The sequence below is a fragment of the Oceanobacillus caeni genome (genome assembly GCF_042678465.1).
Taxonomy (GTDB): Bacteria; Bacillota; Bacilli; order Bacillales; family Amphibacillaceae; genus Oceanobacillus; species Oceanobacillus caeni.
In genome coordinates this window covers 47,266-72,275 of record NZ_JBHTKV010000008.1, presented here as the reverse complement: position 1 = coordinate 72,275, position 25,010 = coordinate 47,266, and the positions used below count along the sequence as shown (strand labels likewise).

The following is a 25,010-nucleotide window of genomic DNA, read 5'->3' as shown; positions in this document are numbered from 1 at the left end:
TTGATAAAAAAACTTGGCATTCGCTAAGGCGAATGCCTTAGTTGCACTTATACAGACGGGAAAGATTTTTCACTTTCCTACCTGCCTAGTAAATCTTATCAAATTTATTAGAAAATAACAACATATTTTATCCCACCTAAACGGGCAGTAAGACTCCCACCTCAAACTTTTGGGGTGACAAAGAAGGTAGGTGGGAGATCAACTGTCCGTAAAGGTCCGATAAGTGCGACTAACCATCAATAGAAATGAAGGAAAACCCCCACTGATGGAAGTCTTCTTTATGAGCGTCTCTTACCGATATATTTTGCTATATCTTCTAAAGTTTTTCTAGCCTTTTTATCTGGTAGACTTTTCAATGTATGAAGTGCCTTTTTTAAGTAAAGTTCACTTAATTCATAGGATTTTTCAATGGCGCCAACGGATTGTAATTTATTAATGATTTCATTCATTTCTTTTTTGGAGACATTTTCCGGATTATGGAAAGTACGTTTCAATAACCTATTAAAATCTTCATTTTGCATACCATATAGAATTGGCAGTGTAATGTTTCCTTGCAATAAATCATTACCTGCAGGTTTCCCGAGAACCTTCGAGGTAGAGGTGAAATCTAATATATCATCAATAATTTGATACGACATTCCAATGTAATATCCATATTGAAACATTTTCCTGGATTCTTTGTCTGATAGTCCCGAAACAACTCCACCTAGTTGACAACTAGTTGCTATTAATAAAGCAGTTTTTCTTTTGATTCTTCTTAGATAATTTTTCAAATCTTGGTTCCAGTTGAATCGATCTTTCATTTGTTCAATTTCACCAATGCATACTTCAACAATTGTCTTAGATAAAATACGATGAACATTAGGATTTTTAAGGGAAGTAATTTCCTCTAATGCCCTTGCTAATATATAATCCCCAGTATACATAGCAACTCGATTTCCAAATCTTTTTTTTATGGTTGGTTTCCCACGTCTTAATTCCGCTTCATCAATCACATCATCATGAACTAGGGTTGCCATATGTATTAATTCTAATGAAACCGCAACTTTTTTTATTTTTTCAATATCAAATTCACCTAATTGCCCCGATAAAAGTACAAACACTGGACGAATCCTTTTTCCTCCAGCATTTAATAATTCCGTTGAAGCATTACGTAAAATTGGATGATTAGCTTGAATTGTTTGGTGTAAAGATGTTTCAATAAAATCTAAATCTTTTTTTAAATATCCATATGTTTTTGGAAGTTTCATGTGCTTCACCTTTATAATTACACATCTAATGTGTACAGATTGTTTCTATTTTTTAAACCCCATATGCATCGCGGCGACTCCAAACGTATAACTTTTTACCTTTACTTTGGAGAATCCAGCTTCTTTAAACATTTGTTTTAATTTTTCTTTATTTGGAAAAGACCTTGTTGATTCATTTAACCAAGCGTATTCATCGTAGCTTTTGGCAAAAAGTCTACCAAACAAAGGCATAATAAAACGAAAATAGAAAAAGTATAATTGTTTAATACCGATTGTGGTAGGTTGTGACGTCTCTAAGCATACCACTTTTCCACCGGGTTTAACTACACGATACATTTCTTTTAAAACCGTCATATAATCAGGAACGTTTCTAAGACCAAACCCAATTGTTACATAATCAAATGAATTATCTTCAAAAGGCAACTCCATCGCGTTCCCATGTATTAGCTTAAGATGTTTCAAATTTTTCTCTTCTTTTTTCTTTTCCGCAATAGATAACATATTTTTACTGAAATCCAAACCAACAACAGATCCATTCTTGCCAACTGCCTTAGCTAAAGAAATAGACCAATCTCCAGTACCGCAACAAACATCTAAAGCACTGGATTTATTTTTAACCTTCATTCTTTTCATAACATCTTTTCTCCATGCTTTATGACGTTGAAAAGAAATAATCGAGTTCATCGAGTCATAATTTTTATAAATTTTTTCAAATACGTGATGAACACGTTCTTCTTTAGATTGTTCTTCCATATTTATCCCTCTTCCACAATGGAGGTTTTATAGTTTAACAACTTTGAGTTTATTTGTTTATCTATATAAGTCACTATTTCCTTATCATGAAGATTATCTCTGAAGTCCACTGATAACTGCTGCTTAAGAGTTAAGATTTTTTCCTCAATCAATAATTTCAGTTGATGGAGGAATGAAGGATTACTATCTACAAATTTGCTGATAAAGACAGAATGTTCATTATTATTAAACATATTTCTTTCATGAATTAATCTTTTAATTAGTAACCATTCATTAGCTAAATCATTTAAAGATGAGTCATTAAAATACTTAGCAACGTAAGAAAGCAGTAGAGTATCTATTTTTTTTATAATCGAAACACTTTTTTCTAAAAGGTTATCATCTAGATAATATAGGTTCATCTTGTTCTCATTGATTTCTTTAATGGCAATAGATAAGGTCTGAATAAAATCAAACTGGTCTATTTGTGCAAGTAAATAATAATACTGACCACTATAAAAATCACCAGCTAGGACACGTAATTGATTAGCCTCTTTTTCTTCTTGGTTCATATCATGATAAAAAGCTACTGGAACATGTTCATGGGTATCTAACGCAATCTGAACTAACATAGTAGTTATAATGAATTGTGTCTTTTCGATAAAGGATAGGGTTGATTGCCTATTGATAAGTGTTGAGATAAACATCAATTTATCTTCATCAATAGTGGGGTTCCCTATTATCTGTTTTATGTATGAATGATTTAATTTATCTTTTAATTGTTTCTTTATAAATTCAATATCTATGCCAGATGTAGTCAAAAAAATCACCTAAAGCCTTTCTAGCCACTCTTTAACTGCTCTAGTCATTATAGCATAATTCTTATATGAACCAAATGGTTGTTTTTCTATAATGTAAATTGACAAACTTATTCAGATTCCATTTCACCATTACTAGTTTGGATTAGCGCTTTACCTCTAACTTTTACAGCTGATGTATGTTCCGTAAACTGAGCAATCATCACTTCACCTTTATCTAGTTTTTCGGAATGGTGAAAGCGAGTATCTGTTCCTCTAGTTAATCCAATTACATTCACGCCATCTTCCAATGCTTTTATGACAAAAAAGTCGGAATTATATTTCGTATTATTATCCATAGGAATCCTCCTAAATCTTTATTTATTCTACCATTTTATATTGAAACCATCCTTAATTATAACAAAAACTTATTATGTAATAGGTTACCAAACTTGCAAGATTCCATAGGTACAGTAAGAAGGTTTTATACTTTTATACTTTCTTACTCAAAGAAAAAGGATACGTTAAATAACGTATCCTTTTTATCTTGCCCGTATGTATTTATTTAACTACATCTTTTAGGGCTTTACCTGGTTTAAATGCCGGAACCTTGCTTGCAGGGATTTCGATTTCTTCACCAGTTTGTGGATTACGACCTTTACGTGCAGAACGTTCACGTACTTCAAAATTTCCAAATCCAATTAATTGAACTTTTTCACCATTTTTAAGTGAATCCATGACCGCTTCAAAAACCGCATCTACAGCTTTAGTTGCATCTTTTTTAGAAAGCTCGCTTTTTTCAGCAACTGCATTAATTAAGTCTGTTTTATTCATGACATTCACCTCCTCCCAAAAACTTACAAATAAAATCAGAACAAAATAACTATTTAAAATCATTTGTTCACTATTTTGTCCATTTTTATACGTCTGATCATCAAAGAGAATTGATGACAAGGCTTATAATAACTGAGATTACCATAAAATTCAACAATTAGTGCCTATTTCCTTAAATATTTTTTATCAGGAATCCTTTTTTCAATGAAAGAACTAACCATTTTGAATTTAAACCTATTGATCATCTCAAGTATTATTATAAGCAAATCTTACTAATGATACAAATACGACATCTATATAGGAATTCCTTTTAAATTTTTGAAAAATTTTTAAAAAGTAAAAAGCAGCTTTTAATAAAGCTGCTATAAAATAATCGCTATTAAACTACCTGTTCCTTCGTTAATAATTCTTTCCAATGTATCTTTTAATTTATACCTTGCATTTTCTGGCATTAATGAGATCTTTCCTTGTATTCCTTCCCTTACTATGGAACTTAGTGATCTTCCAAAAATATCAGACTCCCAGATCGATAATGGATCTTCTTCAAAGTCTTGCATTAAATACCTAACCAGTTCCTCGCTCTGTTTCTCTGTTCCAATAATTGGGGCAAATTCTGATTCCACTTCCACTTTAATCATATGGATAGATGGTGCTACTGCCTTTAATCTAACACCAAATCTTGACCCTTGCCTTATGATTTCAGGTTCATCTAATATCATATCTTCCAAACTTGGTGCAGCAATTCCATAGCCTGTTTGTTTTACCATTTGTAAAGCACCTGCTACTTGATCATATTCCCTTTTCGCATGTGCAAAATCCTGCATTAATTCTAATAAATGATCTTTTCCTCTAATCTCTTCCCCTACAATTTCTTTCAGCACTTCATCATATAAGTGATCTGGAGCATGAAGATCAATTTCAGCTACCCCTTCTCCCATTTCCATACCAGCTAAACTAGCTTTTTCAATATAATCATACTCATCAAAGTTTCCAACGATGAAATCCACATCTCTTAATCTCTTAATATCTTTTACTGTATTTTGAATTGCTTCTTGATAATTTTCTCTTAGCCAATGATTTTCTTTAAGAACCATTACCCAACTAGGTAAGTTTACGTTTACCTCTAATACAGGAAACTCAAACAATGCTTCACGCAATATACTATTTACATCATGTTCGGACATGGATTCCACGTTTATAGCTAAAACAGGGATATCATATTCCTCTGTTAGTTGATTACGAAGAAGTTCCGTTTCTTGGCTAGATGGTCTTGCAGAGTTAATAACTAAAATAAATGGTTTACCCACTTCTTTCAATTCTTCTACGATTCTAGCTTCGGCATCTATATAATCAGCACGTGGAATTTCACCAATCGTTCCATCTGTCGTTACAACTACACCAATCGTAGAATGTTCTTGAATTACTTTACGTGTTCCAATTTCTGCAGCATCATGAAAAGGAATTGGCTCTTCATACCATGGTGTGTTGATCATTCTAGGACCATCTTCATCCTCAAATCCTTTGGCACTTTCCACCGCATATCCAACACAGTCTACCAAACGAATATTTACGTCCAATCCTTCATCCACATTGACTGAAACCGCCTGATTTGGAATGAATTTTGGCTCTGTCGTCATAATAGTTTTCCCTGCAGCACTTTGTGGTAATTCGTCGTGTGCTCTTTCTCTCTCTCCTTCATCCTCAATATTCGGTAAAACAACTAATTCCATAAATCGCTTTATAAAAGTTGATTTACCAGTTCGAACTGCCCCAACTATACCTAAATAAATATCCCCATTTGTCCGTTTTGAAATATCTTTAAAAATATCAATCTTTTCCAAAAGATCCCCTCCCGATCTTGTATCCTTGAATTTCAGATAAACTACGAATAATGACATTAAAAGTCTATGATGTTGTCCTATCAAAATATGACTTAACTTATTAATAAAGGAGAAAAAATAATATATTAAAAACAAATAAACCCTTGCAACAATATATGTTACAAGGGAAAAAATATGTTAAATATTAATTAATTAAAAATACGGGTTCATCATTTTTAATAGTATACGGTAATGAATACGCTGGGAGAAATGGTGTATTTTCCGCTAATATATAACGGATATCGTCCCCTTCTTTATAATTATGCTCGTACTTTTGTAATGCATGATTTAAATCTATACGATAATCCACATATAACTTTCCATTTACATCCATTACAATTGGTAGTTGTTCCTTTGAATATGGACTTTCCACAGTTGGTGTGGATTCTAGGCCAATTTTTTTATAATCTATAGAATAAACATCACCAGCTATTACTTCCCCAAATGGAGGATAAAGATGTTCATCACGATATGTATTGATTCGGATATTGATGGAACGGATTGTTTCTGTCATTGTTAGATCAATTAATTTCACCCTTGGTTGATCATCCGGTGTAATCAGGGCATATTGATATTTCCCGCCATTTTCAAATGCATTACCAGGAATTTCTGAAATAAAACCTCTTTCTTTTAATAGATTAAAATCAATCAAGTATTTTTGGAAAATCGGGGTATCGCTTTCTTTTGTTCGTATTGGTACTAAACCATCCGTTGCTTCACGGTAATCATCTACTGCTTGTTGGATACGTTCCAATTGATCCTCATAGGCTTCCTGATTTTTAGACTTTTCACTTTCCGGATAGAGACAGCCACTTAAAATAGAAATAGAAATTAACAAAACAAACATTAGTTTAAAGGTGTATTTCAATTATACCTCCTCCTTCTCCACGACTATGCGGTCGGACCACTTAAAACAATATAAATGATAATAAAGGCGCCTAAAATTAAACTGATATAAGCAAATAATGATACGATTCTAGCTATCCAACCTTTTAATTTGTATCGGCTAAGAAAAATAAGTCCCATAGCCAAAAATAATAAAAGCATCCCAACAAAGGATATATACATTTTAAGCATCGAAATCGACAATTTTTTCACTCCCAAAAATTTATATGCAAATCGTATTATACCATACGTGTTCAAGTTCTAAGTATTAAAAAAGCAATTTTAACGAAGCGAAACTTATTCAGTGGGCATTTACTTCCACTTTCTCCTATAGAATGTTCATTCTTTATGAAAAAAAAACAATAAAAACCGAGATGAAGGGGGCTTTCTTCACCTCGGTGTTGACTAAATAAATTCCATGCAAGCTCTATCTTTGAATGCTTGTGCGGTTTATTTTATGCATGTAAACGAATTAATGTATCCTCACTTGCCCAGTATTGTTACTTTTTAAATAAATTATTTAAAGATTGTGCGTCTTTGGGTATTTTATTGTTAGTGATAGCTTGAACAATATGGTCTTCTTTCTCCTTTGATAATGGTTTATTAGCCATTTTCGCTAGATGACGTACCAGATTACGTACCGTTTTCTCGTCTTGAAAATTTGCATTTTTTACAGAGTCTGCTACCTTTAAAATATCTTGTGGATTTATATTTGAGTTTTGCTGTATTTTGTCAAACATTCCTTTTTGGAAATTATTCACAATTCCTTCCTCCTTGCATTTTTAGTTCAAAATAGTATATGCAAGGAGTTTCATTACGTGTTATTTTGAATAACGTTCGTATAATAAATGAGCAATATCATCCATTTCTTCTCGTTTAGAACGAGTCATTAATTGCTCCACTATTTCTTTAGGTTCTTTATGATTATAGAGAACATCATATATTCCTGTTGTAATCGGCATTTCAACATTCTCTTCCTTAGCAAATCGATACGCAGCCTTTACTGTTCTAACACCTTCTACAACCATACCCATTTGCTCGAGGACGTCATTTAAAGGTTGTCCCTTCCCTAATAAATTACCTGCACGCCAATTCCTACTATGTACGCTTGTACACGTTACAATTAAATCTCCTACACCAGAAAGTCCTAGAAAACTTAATGGATTTGCACCTAGTTTTGTTCCCAGTCTTGCTATTTCAGCTAAACCTCTTGTAATTAAGGCAGCTTTAGCATTGTCACCATAACCTAACCCATCTGAAATTCCTGCACCTAATGCAATAATATTTTTCAATGATCCCCCTAGTTCAACACCTAAAACATCTGTACTTGTGTAAACTCTGAAAGCATCATTGGTAAAAATATCTTGCGCAATTTTTGCATATTCTTCGTTCAAGGATGCTACGGTTACAGTTGTAGGATGTCTTAAAGCCACGTCTTCCGCATGGCTCGGACCGGATAATACCACGATATCGTCGTAGTTATAATGTTCTAACTCTTCATCAATCATCTGTGATACTCTTTTTAGACTACCTGGTTCAATCCCTTTAGAAGCATGAATAATTGGCACTGGTCGATTGAGAATTTTATTAAGCTCTTTCGAAACTTCTCTTATCGCTTTTGTTGGAACAACCATTACTATTGCCTTTACATCCTCGACAGCCTTTTCTATACTTGAAAACGCAACAATATTTTCTGGAAGGGGTACATGAAGATAACGTTCATTTTTATGATGCTTATTAATTTCTTCCATTTGTTCTTTTTTATAAGTCCATAAATTTACATGATAATTATTATCTGATAGTACAATGCTTAAAGCTGTACCCCAACTTCCAGCACCTAGAACTGCAATTTTATCCAATTGTCTTCCCCCTAACCACGTCTACGCGCAAAAATCTTTATAGGAGTGCCTTCAAATCCAAATGCATCCCTAATTTTATTTTCCAAAAATCTTTTATATGAAAAGTGCATTAATTCAGGATCGTTTACAAATATAACAAAACTTGGCGGTTTAACAGCTACTTGAGTAGCATATAAAACTTTTAACCTTCTTCCTTTAACTGTCGGAGTAGGATTCATAGCTAATGCATCCATAATAACATCATTTAATACGTTTGTTGGAATACGTTTGGAATGGTTTTCACTTACTAATTGAATCATTGGCATTAACGTGTGCAATCGTTTTTTTGTTTTTGCAGATAAAAAGACGATTGGGGCATAATCCAAGAATTGAAAATGTGCCCTTATTTTTATTTCAAATTCTTTCATTGCCTTTTCATTAGATTCAATCGTATCCCATTTGTTTACGACAATTACAATTGCTCTGCCAGCTTCATGGGCATAACCAGCAATCTTTTTATCTTGCTCCCTTATTCCTGTCTCCGCGTCAATTAATACTAAAACGACATCTGAGCGATCTATCGCTTTCAAAGCTCTTAATACGCTATATTTTTCAGTGGATTCATATACTTTACCACGTTTTCTCATCCCAGCTGTATCCGTTATAACATAGTTTTGACCATCTCTTTGTAGATGTGTATCTATTGCATCCCTGGTCGTACCTTCTATATCACTAACGATCACTCGATTTTCATTTAAAATGGCATTAACAAGAGAAGATTTACCAACATTTGGCCTTCCAATTAAACTGAAGTAAATCGTATCTTCTTCTTTTTCATCCTCTTCCGTTTTAGGAAAATGACTAACAACTTCATCTAATAAATCTCCTAAACCTAACCCGTGAGCACCTGAAATCGGATATGGTTCTCCAAAACCAAGTGAATAATATTCATACACCGTTGCTCGCATTTCCGGATTATCCATTTTATTAACACCTAACACAATAGGTTTATTAGATTTAAACAGCATTTTTGCTACTTCTTCATCAGCAGCAGTTATCCCCTCTTTTCCATTCACTATAAAAATAATAACATCCGCTTCATCGATTGCTATTTCAGCCTGCTGTCGCATCTGTATCAGTAATGGTTCATCTCCAATTTCGATACCACCAGTATCAATTAAATTGAATTTTTGGTTTAGCCATTCTGCTTCAGAGTATATTCGATCCCTTGTAACTCCGGGCGTATCCTCTACGATAGAAATTCTTTCTCCAACCAGTCTATTAAAAATAGTTGATTTCCCAACGTTTGGTCTTCCTACTATTGCTACTACAGATTTCCTCATAAAAAGAGTTCCTTTCTCTTTTACATTCTTAAAACAAAAGGCTCTCGCTTGTTGCGAAGCCTTAATATATTCTAGCAAAAATAGAATTTATTAACAATTATAATATGGTAATATCGTTAATTAATGTTTAACAACAATATATAATTCATCACTTAATCCGTGAACGATACCATCTGTAATTGCTTCAATATTGGCCGCAACATTTTCTAACTCATCTTTCGTTTTACATATAAAAATGGGTGCCCCACCAGATACCTTAGATGGATCTAATGTAATGATAGCTAATATTGCTTTTTCAATCATCATTTGCAGGAACCTCCTTATTATGAGCTTTTGAATTAGAAGGCATTCTTATAGCATTTTCTAAAACAGGGACCTTTCCGATAATTTCGATGGCCTTATCAACATCTCTAACTTGAGGTAGTAGAAAGACACCCAATCTACCATCATCTAAATCCCGTTTAATGATTGGTGTAAGTGCTGGCGTTCCTGAATCACGAAATACACCTAAAGCAATGGACACATCATGTAAAATAGCTTGTCTTTGTCCTAAATTGGATATCGTAGTAATGGTGTTCATGTTTTTAGGGGTTAACACAAATCCCATGCCATATTTCATTATTTCTTCTTGTCTTTCCGGTAAACCAATATTCATAACATAAATATTATCTACATATAAGCCGGCCCCATCAAAATGCAGATCCTTATATTCAATATCTACAACTTCTTTTAAGACACTTCCACTCATTAAAATTTTGGCTAGAATGTAGCATATGATAGCGGCTATTATAGCAATGATTAGATTTGTCAATATATATACAAAAGTCGCTATAAATGAGGTAATCATAACAAGATAATTTCTACTTTCAAAAGATATAGCAATTCCTTCAATATACGTCTTTCCTCTTGATACTAATTCAAATTCGTCTACCTCATTTAATGTATTTCTTTCCATGTTACGTACTTCTCTAAATTGTGTTGCCGCAACAGTTAAAATGGTAACCGCAGTATAGTCTTTTGATAGAAGAGCTGGTATAATTAATGATCCCAATGCCGCTGCGATAAATCCTAAAGATATATGAATCGTTTTACCATGAAGATAGGTTGGATATTGTCTATAATCTGTCCTTAGCATTATTATTCTTAGTAAAGTACCTATTAAAATCCCAAATAGTATAGGATAAGTAAATTCGCTCATTTTGCCACCTCTAACTTTGTTAATAATTTTGTAATGAGTGTTGTAACTTTAACTTTCCCTTTATGTAGTATGTCTAAAACAGACAATATTAAAAGGGTACATATTAAAGTATCTAAAAATGCCTTTTCTCCTACTACTTCCTGAAACCCGTAACTGGATAAAATAAAACTATAAATCATTTCTCCAGTAAGCATTCCGAATAGGCAAATACTTATCCGACCTACAAAGTTATGACAAAGTACATATACAAAACAACTAATGATAATAGAAATTAGAATTTCTCTAGGTAAAATAACCCAAATTGGTGAAATCTTTTCCCAAAGCAGTAATGCGGAATAACAGATGGTTATTGTAAATGCTGAAAGTAAATGGTAGAATGTTTTTGTTTGTTTGGACATTAATATAATACTTCCAATAAAAAGTGTAAAAATAGCTAACGAAAACATAAAAGGACCAATATAGAAATATAAAGAAGAACTTATAATCGTCAATAAAATCCAATAAGCTAAAATGGTACGTCTGGATGATTTTTTCATAAGAAATGTAACAATGATCCAAAGTAACCAACTAGCCCAAAAAAATAAAATACCTTCTTCCACTTTTTACCTTTCACCTCCTATTATTACGCATTATTACTGGATTACGTTAAATTTATACAATTTCAAAAATTGTTTTTCTGTCCCCCCTAAATAAAAATAATGAAAAAGGCTTTTTCCTAGTGGAAAAAGCCTTTTTCATTTACTTCTTATACTTATTCAGTTTATCGCCAATTAAATCACCGAGATGAATACCGAATTCTTCTTCTTCTTTTTCATATTGTTTGTACTCTTGTTCTGCTTGCTCCTGTTCAAGTTCTTTAATACTTAATGAAATACGTTTTTCACTTTCATTAATGTCAAGAACTTTTACGTTAACTTTTTGGCCAACTTCTAGAACCTCTTGGGGAGTACCAATGTGACGATTAGCAATTTGAGAAATATGAACCAGACCTTCTACACCTGGTAAAACTTCTACAAAAGCTCCGAAGTTTACAAGCCTTTTTACTGTTCCTTCTAAAGTGTCTCCACTTGAAATACGTTCTTCAATATTCGTCCATGGTCCAGGTAATGTATTTTTATGGGAAAGTGAAATACGTTCGTTATCACGGTCAATAGATAAAATTTCAACTTTAATTTTATCTCCTTCCGAAACAATGTCAGAAGCTTTTTCAACATGCTCATGAGCAAGCTGAGAAATGTGTACTAATCCATCAATACCGCCAAGATCAACAAAAACACCAAAGTTAGTGATTCTTTGAACCGTTCCTTCTACTACTTGTCCAGGTTCAAGGGATTGAAGTAATACAACCTTTTTCTCATTTTCTTCAGCTTCCACAACAGCTCGGTGAGATAAAATAATACGACTCTTTTCTTTATCTAAATCTACAATTTTTACTGTTAATTTTTTACCTTTATAATCCGTGAAATCGTCAACATAGAAAGTTTCTACAAGTGAAGCGGGAATAAATCCACGAACTCCTACATCTGCTACTAGGCCGCCTTTTACAACCTCTTTTACTTCTGTTTCGAATACTTCACCTTTTTCGTATTTCTCAACTAAATCATTCCAAGCAAGCTCTGAGTCTACAGCTCTTTTAGATAGGATTACCTCATCATCTTCCACTTTTTTAACTTTAAGTGTTAGCTCATCTCCTTCTTTAACAACATCATTAGTTGACTCTACATGAAGATTAGATAACTCACTTATTGGAAGGATGCCTTCAGTCTTGTAACCAATATCTACAAGAACTTGTTTCTCTTCTAATCTAACTACCTTACCTGTAATGGTGTCATCTACATGCAATTCTAGTAATTCTTTATTTTCTTCACCCATATCCATAACCTCCTATTGCAATTAGAAAACTTGGCAATTGCCTAAGTTGCATTAATGCAGGCGGGAAAAGATTTTTATACTCTCCCACCTATTAATAAATCTAATTAAAACCTTTTCTTTCTATATAACTTCTAATAATTGTAATTATTTGTCAAGTGAAGATACTTGATTTTCATGATTTTCTTTTAACTTTCTTATTTCATCCATAATCGCTTCTGCTACTTCTTTTGCAGATTTTTTATTTGTTCGATAATATTCCATATCCATAGGTTCTCCGTATATTACTGTTAATTTTTGAAACTTCTTATAAGGGCCGATAATTGCACATGGTATAACTTGTGCGTCAGATCTTAAAGCAAAGAAACCTACACCGGCTAATGGTTTGCCAATTTCTCCAGTCTTACTACGTGTACCCTCAGGAAATAATCCAACTGAATTGCCATCTTTTAATAATTCTAGACCTTTTCTTAACGCATTTCTATCAGCTAAACCACGTTTTACAGGAAATGCATTAATACCAGTTAACAATTTCCCAAACAAGAAATTCTCAAATAATTCTCCTTTTGCCATAAAATGAATTTTTCTTGGAGACGTGATTCCGACAACTGGGGGATCTAAATTCGATATATGGTTTGAGCAAATAATTACGGGGCCTGTTGATGGAATATTTTCTTTACCAATAATTTTAATACGGTATAAAGGAAATAAGATCATTGCCACTATTTTTTTAGCAATTGTATAAAGCATATATTCTCTCCCTTTACTAAACTAAACTTCTTTCAAATAGCTAGAAACTACATTTAATATTTCTTGTACAACTTCATCGATTGTTAAAGAAGTCGTATCAACTTCCACTGCATCATCTGCCTTAATTAAAGGAGATACTTCACGATTCATATCCATTTCATCGCGTTTTTTAATATCTTCTTTAAGTTCTTCCAAATCAGTAAAAATTCCACGACGTTTATTTTCTTCATACCTGCGCATTGCTCTTTCTTCTACGCTTGCAATTAAAAATATTTTTACTTCTGCATCTGGTAAGACGTGAGTACCTATATCTCTTCCATCCATCACTACACCACGATTTTCAGCAAGTTTCTGTTGTCTAAGAACCATTTGCTCGCGAACCGTGGGGATTTTAGCAATATAAGAAACATAATTTGTTACTTCTTGGTTGCGAATTTCTTCTGTTACATCCTCCCCATCAAGTAGAACGATTTGTCTATTTTCTTTTTGGTTTAATTCAATAATCGTATGTAATAAAAGTTCTTCTATTTTTGATTCATTTTTTAAATCTAATTGTTGTTTTAAAGCTTTTAAAGTTAATGCACGATACATGGCACCAGTATCAATATAGATATAGGATAGCTTTTCAGCAACTATTTTTGCCACTGTACTTTTCCCAGCAGCTGCGGGGCCATCTATTGCGACAGCAATTCTTTTTTCAATCATGTTATTTTTTATTCATTCCTCTCATTCCATCCTGGTAAATATTTGAAACTTATTCAGTGGTAGTTGAATTGACTTCCACCTTCCACTGATTGCAAGTTGAACTTGCAGTTTATGATTAACATTCCTAACTAGAATAATAACATACATTGAAAAAAATGGTCTATTTATTAAAAGATATTATTGCATTTCTTTTTTATCTGGAAATGGTACAACTAAAGCTGGTATTTTGGCTTCTTTTACTTCAGGGAGTATGTAAGAGCCTATCTTTATGTAGATATTAAAAAGGGAAAGGTTTTAAACCTATCCCTTAGTTAATCACGTCTTAACTGACTGTAAGCCCACTGAGTGGATTTCAATTTATAGCATAATTCATTTCACTTCCACCAAGTTTTTCAACTTTTTCTTCTTTTCCATCTAAAGCATTGATAAATATTCGATACGTATCATCACCGTTTACACCTAAAAATTCATAAGCTAAAACTTCTTCTCCCAAATCATTGTCGATAATAGCCAAAAATTCCTCTTGTATATTTACATTTGGATTCACCATTTCTTTTGCTTCTGTATTTGATATTTTCGGCTTAGGTATTTTTCTCTCTCTATGGTTTTTCATATAATTTTGTGAAGTTAATCCTAATATTTCACCATTATCTAATGCTACTTTAACTTCAATAGTATCAGAATAAACTCTTACACCGTCCTGACTATATAAGTAAGTAAATGATCCTATATTATCATATTGACTACTTTGAAATAAAACCATATCTTCAAAGCCTAATTGCTTCATATACTTTGTAGCATTTTCCATACCCTCATTTAAACTTATTTTCTTTTTATCAACTGGTCTATTTTTTAATAAGGTGATTGGATTACCGCCTTGTTTAGTAATGTCTACAAAACCACGTTGGTCTCCGTTAACATAAGTAGCCGTATATACCGGTACATCTGCTCCTTTTCCAGTTTCAGATAGGTTAATTTTCGATGGATCTTTAACTTTTAGAATATCCTTACTAATTTTTAACGCTTCATTCTCGCTTATTTTCTTACTTCCTTCTAAATATTTATACTCATGATCCTTTGTTGAAGTTCCCATAATAGACGGCTCCGCATTTGCCTCTGAAAATCCTTCAACTTTTTTTTCTACCGTTTTTAAGCCGTCTATTACGGTATTATCCCCTTTGTCTCCCTCGGTTGCTAACGCTACTTGGACGTCCATCCAACGTAAGTTTTCCTCTAATGCTATGTGCTGAACTTTTCTTAATTCCTGTTCTATTTCTGCAGATTGGTTATATAACTGTTTTAACTTTTCTGTTTCCTCATCTGTTAAGGGAGAATCATCTAAGTTTCTTACTGCTGTTTGATAAGTAAAGTCACCTACTTGTGATAGGAATTCCTCTGTTTTATTAAAAGGTAATAGCGCTAAAGGGAGTTGACCCACATCCGAGGAAGCTTCAGATGTTATTCTCCAAATGTCTACCATTTGTGGGGATAATCGCTTATCTGAATTCATCGCAAGTGCTGTACCAATCTGATCATGTAATAAATCAATATGGTAAGCGAGATTATGGAAGGCCCTCTGATAGTTATTTTCCGCTTGGATCAGAATAGCATTCTTCTCTTGGTGTTCCTGATAACCCCAAAAAGCTGTACCTAAAACAACTACGGCCAATAAGGCTATCAATATCCATCTTTTCATTAATATTCACCATCCTATTTACAGAATATATGTTTTCCAATTTGTTTAATTTGCGGTCTAGACCAAATCCAAGCTGATGTAGCTGTGTCAGGATTAAAATAATAAATAGCATTACCAGTTGGATCCCATCCATTAATAGCATCCAAAACTGCCTTCCTTGCTGTTTCATTAGGTGTAAGCCATATTTGACCATCTGCGACTGCAGTAAATGCTCTTGGTTCAAAAATAACGCCAGCTATTGTATTAGGGAAAGTTGGACTATCCAAGCGATTTAAAATAACGGAAGCCACCGCCACTTGTCCTTCATACGGTTCTCCCCTCGCTTCTCCATACACCGCATTCGCCATTAATTGAATATCATTTTGTGAAAATCCTTGGGGCACATTTACAGCAGTCACATTTGCCCCCCCACCTGTAGTTTGTCCTTGTTGATTATTACTCGGTGCTTGTTGCTTTGCCCCACCCTGATTATTGGATTTTGGTGGACTTGATTGTTTATTTTTGCCTGTACCACCATAATGAGTAAATTTATTTCCGCTCTCTATTTGTTGTTTGACATATGCCTTATCATATTCCGTAACCTGCGCCAGTTTATTTTTTGTTGTTTGTCCGGCTAGGCCATCTATTTTCATACCAAATTCATATTGGAAATTTCTTAATGCCCAGTATGTTCTCCAACCAAAGACCCCATCAATTTTGCCATTGTAAAACCCTATATATTGTAATCTTGCTTGTAATTCAATAACATCATCACCGACAGCCCCTTGTTGTATAACCTGTGAACTAAACGCGTGTACTGTTTTTGATTCATTCGATGCTTCAACTACTACAAACAAGGTGCATATAACTATAAATAATAGACTTGTTCGCTTATAAATCATTGCTTTGCCTCCTGATACGAAGTTTTGTACAACTATTTTTTGATAAACCCTCTATTTTATACACCAATAGTAAATTCTCTAATTATGATGACTTCCTAAACAACAAAAAGAACCTGATGTATAAAAACATCAGGCTCCTTTTGTTGTTTTTTATAGAAATGTTACTTGATTTGCTACTTTGATGCGGTGTAAAGCAATTAACCAAAGAATAATCATAAACGGAATAAGATAATAAGTCCAATGGCTTGATATACCAATTAAGATGTAATTGTATACACCGTGCAGTAAAAAAGGAAATAGAAATGCAAAAATACGGTTCCAATTAGTATGACAATCTATTACTTTTGCCTTACCAAAATAGTAACCCATTATCACGCCAAAAAGAGCATGTGATGACACAGGGAAGAAGGCTCTCAAAAAGGCATATTCTATCCCATTCGTTAGCAAATAAAGAATATTCTCTAATGAAGCAAAACCCAAACTGATAGCCACTGCATATACAATCCCATCATAATGGTCGTCGAATTCTTCATGATGATAAATCATATATATAAATAAGAACCATTTGGAAAATTCCTCTAATAATGCAACAAAGAAAAAAGACTGTATAAAGTGACTATTTGTCAAATTTTCCGCATTTAATGCATATTGAATAAACATAATCGGAAAAACTAATAATGCCCCAGAAATAAACATTTTAATAATTAGTGAAATTGGTTCAGTAAACCGATCTTTTAAATATATAAATGACATTATCGCAAAGGCTGGAGCTAGACCAGCCGATAATAACCCAACCATTTATCTAAACCTCTTTTCGATTCACTACTATTATCCTACCATGAGGCTTCTTTTAAGGAAATACTAAATATAAAAATCGTTCGAAGTAATCATTTGTGATCCCAGCACCAATAAAAAATAGCAGGAAAAAATTCCTGCTATTTTTTATTAATGATGGATTCAGCAATACCTTGTCCATGAAAGCGTCCATTTTCAATAAATATTTCATTGTTGTTAAAACCACTTGCTACAACTCCCGCAATATATACCCCTGGCACATTTGTTTCATAGGTTATTTCATTATAATCTGGTTTTCCAGTATTCTTGTCTACATGCACTCCTATATTTTCTAGAAAAGAAACATTAGGTTGGTAACCTGTCATAGCGAAAACAAAATCATTTTTAATGGTATGCTCTTGACCATTCACAGAATAGGAAACTGCATCATTTGTTATTTCCGTTACTTGAGAGTTAAATACCATCTTAACATGTCCATTACGTACCAATGAGTCAAATTCAGGTAAAATCCATGGTTTTACACTTGTTGAATATTCACTTCCTCGATAGATCACCGTTACCCTTGCACCAGCTTTATGTAACTCTAACGTGGCATCAACGGCAGAGTTTTTGCCACCAATTACAACTATATCTTTATCAAAATAAGGATGTGCTTCTTTAAAATAATGCATTACTTTAGGGAGATTCTCCCCAGGAACATGCATATAATTAGGTTGATCATAATACCCAGTAGCAACCACTACATGATTGGCTTTATAAATTCTTTCTTCTCCATCCATTGTCTCCGTTTCAACTACAAACGAATGATTTCCATTTCGTGTGATTTTCTGGACATTTTCAAATGAATGAATTCTCAAGTTTTTTCTTAGCGCAACTTCTCTATAGTATGCTAGAGCTTGATTTCTAACTGGTTTTTTATTCTCTGTAATAAATGGGACGCCACCAATTTCTAACTTTTCACTTGAACTAAAGAAAGTTTGGTGAGTTGGAAATTGATAAATTGTATTTACAATATTTTCTTTTTCGATAATAAGTGGATTCATACCCGCATTTTGTAATTCAATCGCACATGACATACCACAGGGTCCTCCACCTACTATAATGACCTCCTCGTGATGCAATTACTTCACTTCCTTTGTAAAAATTAAAAAACTCTTACCCTATTATATATGATAAGAGTTTTTTCGTCTTTATTCTTGGATTATACCCAGCCTCTAAATCTAGATGCTTCAGCCATTTTTCTAACACCGACCATATACGCTGATAAACGCATATCTACTCTTCTTGTTTTAGCTGTATTATAAATCGTATTGAATGATTTTATCATAATTTCATTAAGTTTTTGATCAATTTCTTGTTCGGACCAATAATAGCCTTGGTTATTTTGAACCCATTCAAAATAAGATACGGTGACACCGCCGGCCGATGCTAGCACATCAGGCACGAGTAAAATTCCTCTGTCCGTTAAAATCTTTGTCGCTTCCATTGTTGTTGGTCCATTTGCTGCTTCTACAACAATACTTGCTTTAATATTATTAGCATTTTCTTTTGTAATTTGATTTTCAACTGCTGCAGGTACTAGAATATCACATTCTTGCTCTAATAATTCTTTGTTTGTAATCGTATTATTAAATAACTTTGTAACTGTACCAAAACTATCTCGTCTATCAAGCAAATAATCGATATCTAGACCTTTTGGATCATAAAGCGCCCCATAGGCATCTGATATACCAACAACTTTTGCCCCGGAGTCATGTAGAAACTTAGAAAGATAACTACCTGCATTACCAAAACCCTGAACAATTACTCTAGCGTCTTTAACATTTAACCCTTTTTTATTAGCTGCTTCCTTAAGAACGATTGTGACTCCTTTTGCAGTTGCCGTCTCTCTTCCGTGAGATCCACCCAAAACAATAGGTTTTCCAGTTATGAATCCAGGGCTATTAAACTCATCAATACGACTATATTCATCCATCATCCACGCCATAATTTGTGAGTTCGTAAATACATCCGGAGCAGGAATATCCTTCGTAGGTCCGACAATTTGACTAACCGCTCGTACATATCCACGACTAAGTCCTTCTAATTCGCGGAAAGACATTTCTCTTGGATCACAAACAATTCCACCTTTAGCCCCACCATATGGAAGATCAACAATTCCAGCTTTTAAACTCATCCATATAGCAAGTGCCTTAATTTCATTTTCCGTTACTTTTGGATGAAACCTTATTCCACCTTTTGTTGGTCCTACAGCATCATTATGTTGAGCCCGATAACCAGTAAAAACTTTGACATTTCCATCATCCATCCTAACTGGTATTCGAACAGTCATCATCCTTAATGGCTCTTTGAGTAGCGAATAAACTTCCTCCGGGTAACCTAATTTTTCTAATGCAGTTTTGATCACCGTACGTGTAGACGATAAAACATCCATGTTTTCTTGATTTGAATTAGAGTCTGCTGGTTGTTCGGCTACCATGCATTTACCTCCTACATTATGCACCATAGTAATTTGCAAACATTCTATTTAATGACTAGTATACACGTTCACCATAAATATGCAATTAAAGAAGTTGTTCAAAAAGTCCGGTAAAAATAACATGCCACTAAAAGGAGGAAGCGTGCTTTTAGTCTGCCTTCCTTTAAAGAAGTTCGTTAGCGATGGCGGGACTTCTACTAAGGGACGCCCACGTCTATGGGCAACGTAGAAGTCCTTTTCATCCTCCTTTTTGAACATACAATTAAAGTAAAATTATATGGATAACTTAACAAATTGCTCAACCATATCTTCATACGATATACCGACCGCTTTTGCCGAATCAGGGAAAAGACTTGTTGGAGTCATTCCAGGTAATGTATTTACCTCTAAAATAACTGGTACATTCTTTTCGGATAAAATAAAGTCAACTCTTGAATATGTTTCACAACCTAGTGCTTGATGAGCCCTGACAGCAAATGCTTGAATTTGCTTCGTTAATTGTTCATCTATTTTTGCAGGTACAATATGTTCACTGCCACCATGTGCATACTTCGATTCATAATCATAATAAGAATTTTTAGGAATAATTTCAATAATAGGAAGTGCTTTTTCATTACCTGGGGAACCCATCACGGGAACTGTTAATTCTTTTCCTTTAATGAAATCTTCTACTAAAATGGTATTATCACTATTAAATGCCTTATTAACAGCATCATAAATTTCCTTTTCATCATTGATGATGGATAATCCTAAGGTTGAACCTTCTTGATTTGGTTTTATTACAAATGGTATCTGAAAGGTCTCCTTGATATTAGTAACTATACTATCCGTACCTTGTTTATCTAATAACGTATATGTTTCACTTTTTGCAACTGGAATTTGGTTCATATCGAAAATCTGTTTAGCTTTTGCTTTATCCATCGCTAGAGCCGAAGCTAAGACTCCTGAACCAACGTATGGAATTTTTAACATTTCTAATAAACTTTGAATTCTACCGTCTTCTCCAAGTTTCCCATGTAAACCTATAAAGACTAAGTCAACTTTTAATTGAATGATTTCCTCCAGATGTTCCGGGTCAAAATCAATTCCAATTACTTCATGACCTTTTGCTTTTAATGCATTGATAATCCCTTTCCCGGATGAGAGAGAAACTTCCCTTTCCCCAGAAATCCCGCCGTAAAGAACAGCAATTTTCATACTACGCACTCCTCTAACTACACGCTTTCAAACTATTATTAATAAAATACATCTAAAATTTGTTGAACAGCATTATTTTTATATATTTTTTTACCGTATTCATTTAATCTATAGGAAGTTACAATACTTGGAGCTGCATACTCAGATAATATTGCAATGATATCTTCCCTTGTCTCCAATGATACATCATCTTCCGTAAAGAGCATATAATAACGATCGTTCATATAATAAACCTGGCCACCAGTAATAGATTTAAAGGATAAATAAGAAGCTGATCGTATTATATCTTCAAATTCGGAAAAGGAAAATATAATTTCATTACTTTCATCTAAAGTAACCTTCATTTCAATATAATCATCATCCCAATCCATCTCTTCTATTTCCTGTGTTACGATAACATGCATACCTTGAGCTTGCATTAAATGAACTTGTACAAGCAGCATTCCTTCTAATTCAAATCCAATCTCTGAACTAGCCTCGTACATTACATCACTGAATAAACTTCGGACACTTGATGCATCTTTCCATAAATCTTTTGTCGTAAAACCTCGTTCCACTAGATCATCGAAATGTAGGAATATAGAAAATTGATCATCAGACAAACGTTCCACCCGCATACCAGTATCCTCCTTTTTTAGGCAGATAAGAAAGTATAAAAATCCAATCTTTCCATTCTGCATAGGTGCAACTAAGGCCATTCACCAGCCTAATAGCAATACCAAGTTTTCTAATAAATCCATTATTTACATTATTATATGCATATTGATTTATAATTGAACTTTTTCCAAGTAAGATTTCTTTCTCATTTTAGAGCTCCTTCCGATTCCAGGCAATAAAGAAGACTTCCATCAGTGGGGATTTACTACCCTTTCACCAAATCTTAGATGGACTAATCTGCCAGCTAGTTAACCTATGATAAAATAATACACAGCAACTATAATGGTCGCAAATATAATGACAGTAATAAACCTAATAAATGGCTTATCAAATTTAAAATGGGTTCTACCTTTATTCGTATGTATTTCCTTTCTAGGCGGTAAATTTAATACATCTATTTTCGCTTTTTGAGGGTCTTCTTCTTTTGATTCTTTTTCATTTTCTATACCATCTAGTAAATTTCTAAGCTCTGATGCTTGATCTTCTTTTATTTTCACACTCATGTACACTACACCTCACCATTAAAGCGATTCATAATGAAAATTGGTTAACTTTTTCCGCTATATATCTAGTAACAGAAGTTTTTTTAGTTTATTCTCCCAGTTTAACCCCAAATTACTTTCGATTTCCTGTTGTTCTGGGGTCCATTCTGACCATGTAAATCCGCAGTTACTGCAACATTGAAACTCGGCTCCACTATGTGTCGGTTGAAAACCTTGATATAAAGTATCTCTTAAACACCTATCTTCGTGAATCCATTTTATGATTTCAGTAAGTTTACTTATCTTTAGTTTAACACGGCTGTTTATAACATGGAATATAGATTGATAAATGTCTTCCCAAGTTTTATTATAATCCATAATTTTGTTGTCATGGATCAAATGATGCTTCTCTAACTGATATCGCAAAAATCTCCATTGAGTTTCGTTAAGGTTGAAAAGGTTTTGGATTTGTACATCATCTTTTGGTAAATCCATATCTTGTAAAGTTAGATCACGCAAATATCCGAATACATTGGATAAATCTTTTGCATCGGGTAATTCACTTTTTATCAAATGATTAGGTAGTAACATATCACTTTTAGAAAAAAGTAATAAGCTAACACTTGATTTTCCATCCCGCCCGGCTCTTCCAACTTCCTGAATAAATGATTCGAGTTGCAACGGTATATGGTAATGAATGATTAGTCTAATATTACCTTTATTTATTCCCATGCCAAAAGCACTTGTACAACAAACGATATCTAATTGATTATTCATAAATTGTTGCTGGATCATAACTCGATCCATTGGTTCCATCCCGGCATGGTAAAAGCCAACCCGCCTGCCTTGTAACTTCTCAGAAAGGAATCTTGTAAAACTTTCTGCTGTTAATCTACTTGAAAAATATATTAACGTAGGTATATTATACTTTTTTAATAGTTGGATAATCATGTCATTTTTTTCTTGATCATTTTCCACTTCTTCTATACAAAAAGCAATATTGGGCTTGTCCATAGGATATATATGTTTTATCATTTCCGGCTTATTCAAAGAAGTCATAATATCCGCTTGAACCTCAGGTGTGGCTGTACCACTTAATGCTAACGTGGGTGGGTTTCCTAATTTTTCAATAATGGAATTTAACTTTAAATAATCAGGTCTAAATTCATACCCCCACTGTGAAATGCAATGGGCTTCATCAATCACAAAGAGAGAAACTTTTACACGTTGTAATAAATGGATTATAAAATCTTGACTTAGAAGTTCTGGTGAAATAAAAAGAAGTTTATAGGTATGGATATTTCTATAAATTTCTCTTCTTTCTTCAAAATTCATGAAACTATTGATTGCAATTACTTTTTTGAAATGATTTGCTTTCATTTCTTTTACCTGATCCATCATTAAAGAAATTAAAGGAGAAACAACAATCGTTAATCCGTCCATCATGATGGCTGGAAGCTGATAACATATCGATTTTCCTGAACCAGTAGGTAAAATTCCTAGCACATCATTCCCGTTAAGAACATCTTGGATAATTTCCTTTTGTCCAGTTCGAAAAGTAGAAAAGCGGAAATGTTTTTGTAATTCTCGTTCCAATTCTAGTTCCAATTAATTTCCTCCTTGTCTATTATGTTTGTTCTGTATAGCCAAAACTAACCGGATTTGAAAATAGTTAATATGATCATCAACTAATTTTTTAATATCTTTTAAGCGATGAGAATTCGCTTTTTTTAATGCAGAGAGGATTTCATTTTGTTCATTTTTATTTACATATCGATCAATTGAAAACTGATGATCATACAAAGCAATCTCTACTAAATGATCTTGGATTGTATTTAGTTTTAAATGTCTTACATTTGCAATTTGCTCGATGGTTAAACCTTTTAAAAAATATTTATATGTTTCACTAGCCGAATTCGTAATTTGGGATAAAGATGATTTCTTATCAACCATAGTTGAGAGAATTGGGAATTTCGTAGAATCGACTTCCAAATCACCTAATATACGATGAATAATACTAATAAGGATTAGGTGTATATCATCCACCGTCATGTTATATTCCTTTGACAATTGAAATAAACTCATCCCATAAGACTGATAACCTGTCAGTCGATCAACAAAAATATTCGCTTCCTTTTCCAAAAGTTGGGATAAACAAAGTTTTAATTCACTGTATATCTTGTATAATATCACTGATTCAGAACCTTTCACCCGTCTGTATGCATGTTTTACCCATAATTCTATTTCCGGATTATTCACGACCGGAATAAAGGAGTAGAAATTCATCTTACTATTCGTTAAGGTTTGGATGAGCAACAATAGTCGTCCCATAAAAATATCTGCTTTATCAAAATATAATAATCCTTTAAAAGACAAGGGAAAGGCTTGATTGTTTTTCCATTCTAAACCTTTATGAGAAATATGATATAATGCTTCCTGTTCGTCTACCATTTCTAATAAATCATCTTTCACTAATTCATGAATTTTCTTATCATAATACCCTTTTGAAATACTTTTATAGACGCCATAATATGAACCTAATGAATATAAATGCGCATCCTGTACTGTTTGAATCGATCTTTTTCCTTTTAATAAGTGATATATACTAGAAGAGCTACGTTCGGCTTTGATGTTTTGAAAACAATGTAGTATTATCTGCTCAAATATCAACCTGAGAAACTCCTTTCCCTTAATATGTTCATAAAGAAGACTTCTATCAGGGGGCCTTCCCCCGCTGATAGT

At 33.4% G+C, this 25,010-nt stretch carries 27 protein-coding genes; all 27 read right to left on the bottom strand.

Translation table 11 applies throughout. The annotated features are described in order from the left end of the window. Nucleotides 1-278: 278 nt before the first annotated feature. On the bottom strand, nt 279-1,250 hold the full coding sequence (gene hepT, locus ACFQ18_RS07950; RefSeq protein WP_047185016.1) for a heptaprenyl diphosphate synthase component II: 972 nt from the start codon (nt 1,248-1,250) through the stop codon (nt 279-281). Between the two features lie 45 nt (nt 1,251-1,295). Beyond that, the gene (menG, locus tag ACFQ18_RS07945; protein ID WP_047185015.1) at nt 1,296-2,003 is read right to left on the bottom strand and encodes a demethylmenaquinone methyltransferase; all 708 of its coding nucleotides are present in this window, start codon (nt 2,001-2,003) and stop codon (nt 1,296-1,298) included. A gap of 2 nt (nt 2,004-2,005) precedes the next feature. After that, nucleotides 2,006-2,803 carry a heptaprenyl diphosphate synthase component 1 gene (locus ACFQ18_RS07940; protein WP_052771696.1) on the bottom strand — a complete coding sequence of 266 codons (798 nt, stop codon included), beginning with the start codon at nt 2,801-2,803 and terminating at the stop codon, nt 2,006-2,008. A 107-nt stretch (nt 2,804-2,910) separates the two neighbouring features. Then, nucleotides 2,911-3,138 (bottom strand): trp RNA-binding attenuation protein MtrB, encoded by a 228-nt coding sequence (gene mtrB, locus ACFQ18_RS07935; protein ID WP_047185014.1) that lies wholly within the window; start codon nt 3,136-3,138, stop codon nt 2,911-2,913. Nucleotides 3,139-3,340: 202 nt separating this feature from the next. Then, the gene (locus ACFQ18_RS07930) at nt 3,341-3,613 is read right to left on the bottom strand and encodes an HU family DNA-binding protein (protein WP_047185013.1); all 273 of its coding nucleotides are present in this window, start codon (nt 3,611-3,613) and stop codon (nt 3,341-3,343) included. A gap of 362 nt (nt 3,614-3,975) precedes the next feature. Then, entirely contained in the window at nt 3,976-5,454 is a 1,479-nt protein-coding gene (gene spoIVA, locus ACFQ18_RS07925) for a stage IV sporulation protein A (protein ID WP_047185012.1), read from the bottom strand. 184 nt (nt 5,455-5,638) lie between these two features. Beyond that, nucleotides 5,639-6,361, bottom strand: coding sequence for a hypothetical protein (locus tag ACFQ18_RS07920; protein WP_244986889.1), 723 nt, complete (start codon nt 6,359-6,361; stop codon nt 5,639-5,641). Between the two features lie 23 nt (nt 6,362-6,384). After that, nucleotides 6,385-6,582 (bottom strand): DUF2768 domain-containing protein, encoded by a 198-nt coding sequence (locus tag ACFQ18_RS07915; protein WP_047185011.1) that lies wholly within the window; start codon nt 6,580-6,582, stop codon nt 6,385-6,387. Nucleotides 6,583-6,878: 296 nt separating this feature from the next. After that, on the bottom strand, nt 6,879-7,139 hold the full coding sequence (locus tag ACFQ18_RS07910) for a stage VI sporulation protein F (RefSeq protein WP_047185010.1): 261 nt from the start codon (nt 7,137-7,139) through the stop codon (nt 6,879-6,881). 60 nt (nt 7,140-7,199) lie between these two features. Continuing rightward, the gene (locus tag ACFQ18_RS07905) at nt 7,200-8,237 is read right to left on the bottom strand and encodes an NAD(P)H-dependent glycerol-3-phosphate dehydrogenase (protein ID WP_047185009.1); all 1,038 of its coding nucleotides are present in this window, start codon (nt 8,235-8,237) and stop codon (nt 7,200-7,202) included. A gap of 11 nt (nt 8,238-8,248) precedes the next feature. Further along, nucleotides 8,249-9,559, bottom strand: a complete 1,311-nt coding sequence (der, locus tag ACFQ18_RS07900) for a ribosome biogenesis GTPase Der (RefSeq protein ID WP_047185008.1) — start codon at nt 9,557-9,559, stop codon at nt 8,249-8,251. 120 nt (nt 9,560-9,679) lie between these two features. Further along, entirely contained in the window at nt 9,680-9,865 is a 186-nt protein-coding gene (locus ACFQ18_RS07895; RefSeq protein WP_047185007.1) for a capping complex subunit for YIEGIA, read from the bottom strand. Then, nucleotides 9,855-10,757, bottom strand: a complete 903-nt coding sequence (locus ACFQ18_RS07890) for a YIEGIA family protein (protein WP_047185006.1) — start codon at nt 10,755-10,757, stop codon at nt 9,855-9,857. The genes ACFQ18_RS07895 and ACFQ18_RS07890 overlap by 11 nt, the downstream gene beginning before the upstream one ends. Continuing rightward, nucleotides 10,754-11,356, bottom strand: a complete 603-nt coding sequence (locus ACFQ18_RS07885) for a YphA family membrane protein (protein ID WP_047185005.1) — start codon at nt 11,354-11,356, stop codon at nt 10,754-10,756. The genes ACFQ18_RS07890 and ACFQ18_RS07885 overlap by 4 nt, the downstream gene beginning before the upstream one ends. A 139-nt stretch (nt 11,357-11,495) precedes the next feature. Next, on the bottom strand, nt 11,496-12,629 hold the full coding sequence (gene rpsA, locus ACFQ18_RS07880) for a 30S ribosomal protein S1 (protein WP_047185004.1): 1,134 nt from the start codon (nt 12,627-12,629) through the stop codon (nt 11,496-11,498). A gap of 144 nt (nt 12,630-12,773) precedes the next feature. Continuing rightward, entirely contained in the window at nt 12,774-13,376 is a 603-nt protein-coding gene (locus ACFQ18_RS07875) for a lysophospholipid acyltransferase family protein (protein WP_047185003.1), read from the bottom strand. A gap of 21 nt (nt 13,377-13,397) precedes the next feature. Continuing rightward, a complete protein-coding gene (gene cmk, locus ACFQ18_RS07870; protein WP_047185120.1) occupies nt 13,398-14,078 on the bottom strand; it encodes a (d)CMP kinase in 681 nt (226 codons plus the stop codon). Nucleotides 14,079-14,433: 355 nt separating this feature from the next. Beyond that, nucleotides 14,434-15,777 (bottom strand): germination protein YpeB, encoded by a 1,344-nt coding sequence (gene ypeB / locus ACFQ18_RS07865; protein WP_047185002.1) that lies wholly within the window; start codon nt 15,775-15,777, stop codon nt 14,434-14,436. Nucleotides 15,778-15,791: 14 nt separating this feature from the next. After that, entirely contained in the window at nt 15,792-16,658 is an 867-nt protein-coding gene (gene sleB / locus ACFQ18_RS07860) for a spore cortex-lytic enzyme (protein WP_047185001.1), read from the bottom strand. Nucleotides 16,659-16,808: 150 nt separating this feature from the next. Continuing rightward, on the bottom strand, nt 16,809-17,456 hold the full coding sequence (gene prsW / locus ACFQ18_RS07855; RefSeq protein WP_047185000.1) for a glutamic-type intramembrane protease PrsW: 648 nt from the start codon (nt 17,454-17,456) through the stop codon (nt 16,809-16,811). A gap of 137 nt (nt 17,457-17,593) precedes the next feature. Beyond that, nucleotides 17,594-18,574 carry a YpdA family putative bacillithiol disulfide reductase gene (locus ACFQ18_RS07850; protein WP_084824059.1) on the bottom strand — a complete coding sequence of 327 codons (981 nt, stop codon included), beginning with the start codon at nt 18,572-18,574 and terminating at the stop codon, nt 17,594-17,596. 80 nt (nt 18,575-18,654) lie between these two features. Continuing rightward, entirely contained in the window at nt 18,655-19,932 is a 1,278-nt protein-coding gene (locus ACFQ18_RS07845) for a Glu/Leu/Phe/Val family dehydrogenase (protein ID WP_047184998.1), read from the bottom strand. 273 nt (nt 19,933-20,205) lie between these two features. Then, entirely contained in the window at nt 20,206-21,129 is a 924-nt protein-coding gene (locus ACFQ18_RS07840) for a D-alanine--D-alanine ligase (RefSeq protein ID WP_047184997.1), read from the bottom strand. A gap of 38 nt (nt 21,130-21,167) precedes the next feature. Next, nucleotides 21,168-21,746 (bottom strand): genetic competence negative regulator, encoded by a 579-nt coding sequence (locus ACFQ18_RS07835; RefSeq protein ID WP_047184996.1) that lies wholly within the window; start codon nt 21,744-21,746, stop codon nt 21,168-21,170. Between the two features lie 288 nt (nt 21,747-22,034). Further along, entirely contained in the window at nt 22,035-22,289 is a 255-nt protein-coding gene (locus tag ACFQ18_RS07830; protein ID WP_047184995.1) for a hypothetical protein, read from the bottom strand. Nucleotides 22,290-22,346: 57 nt separating this feature from the next. Next, nucleotides 22,347-23,876, bottom strand: coding sequence for a RecQ family ATP-dependent DNA helicase (locus ACFQ18_RS07825; protein ID WP_047184994.1), 1,530 nt, complete (start codon nt 23,874-23,876; stop codon nt 22,347-22,349). Beyond that, the gene (locus ACFQ18_RS07820; RefSeq protein WP_047184993.1) at nt 23,877-24,938 is read right to left on the bottom strand and encodes a helix-turn-helix domain-containing protein; all 1,062 of its coding nucleotides are present in this window, start codon (nt 24,936-24,938) and stop codon (nt 23,877-23,879) included. Nucleotides 24,939-25,010 lie beyond the last annotated feature (72 nt).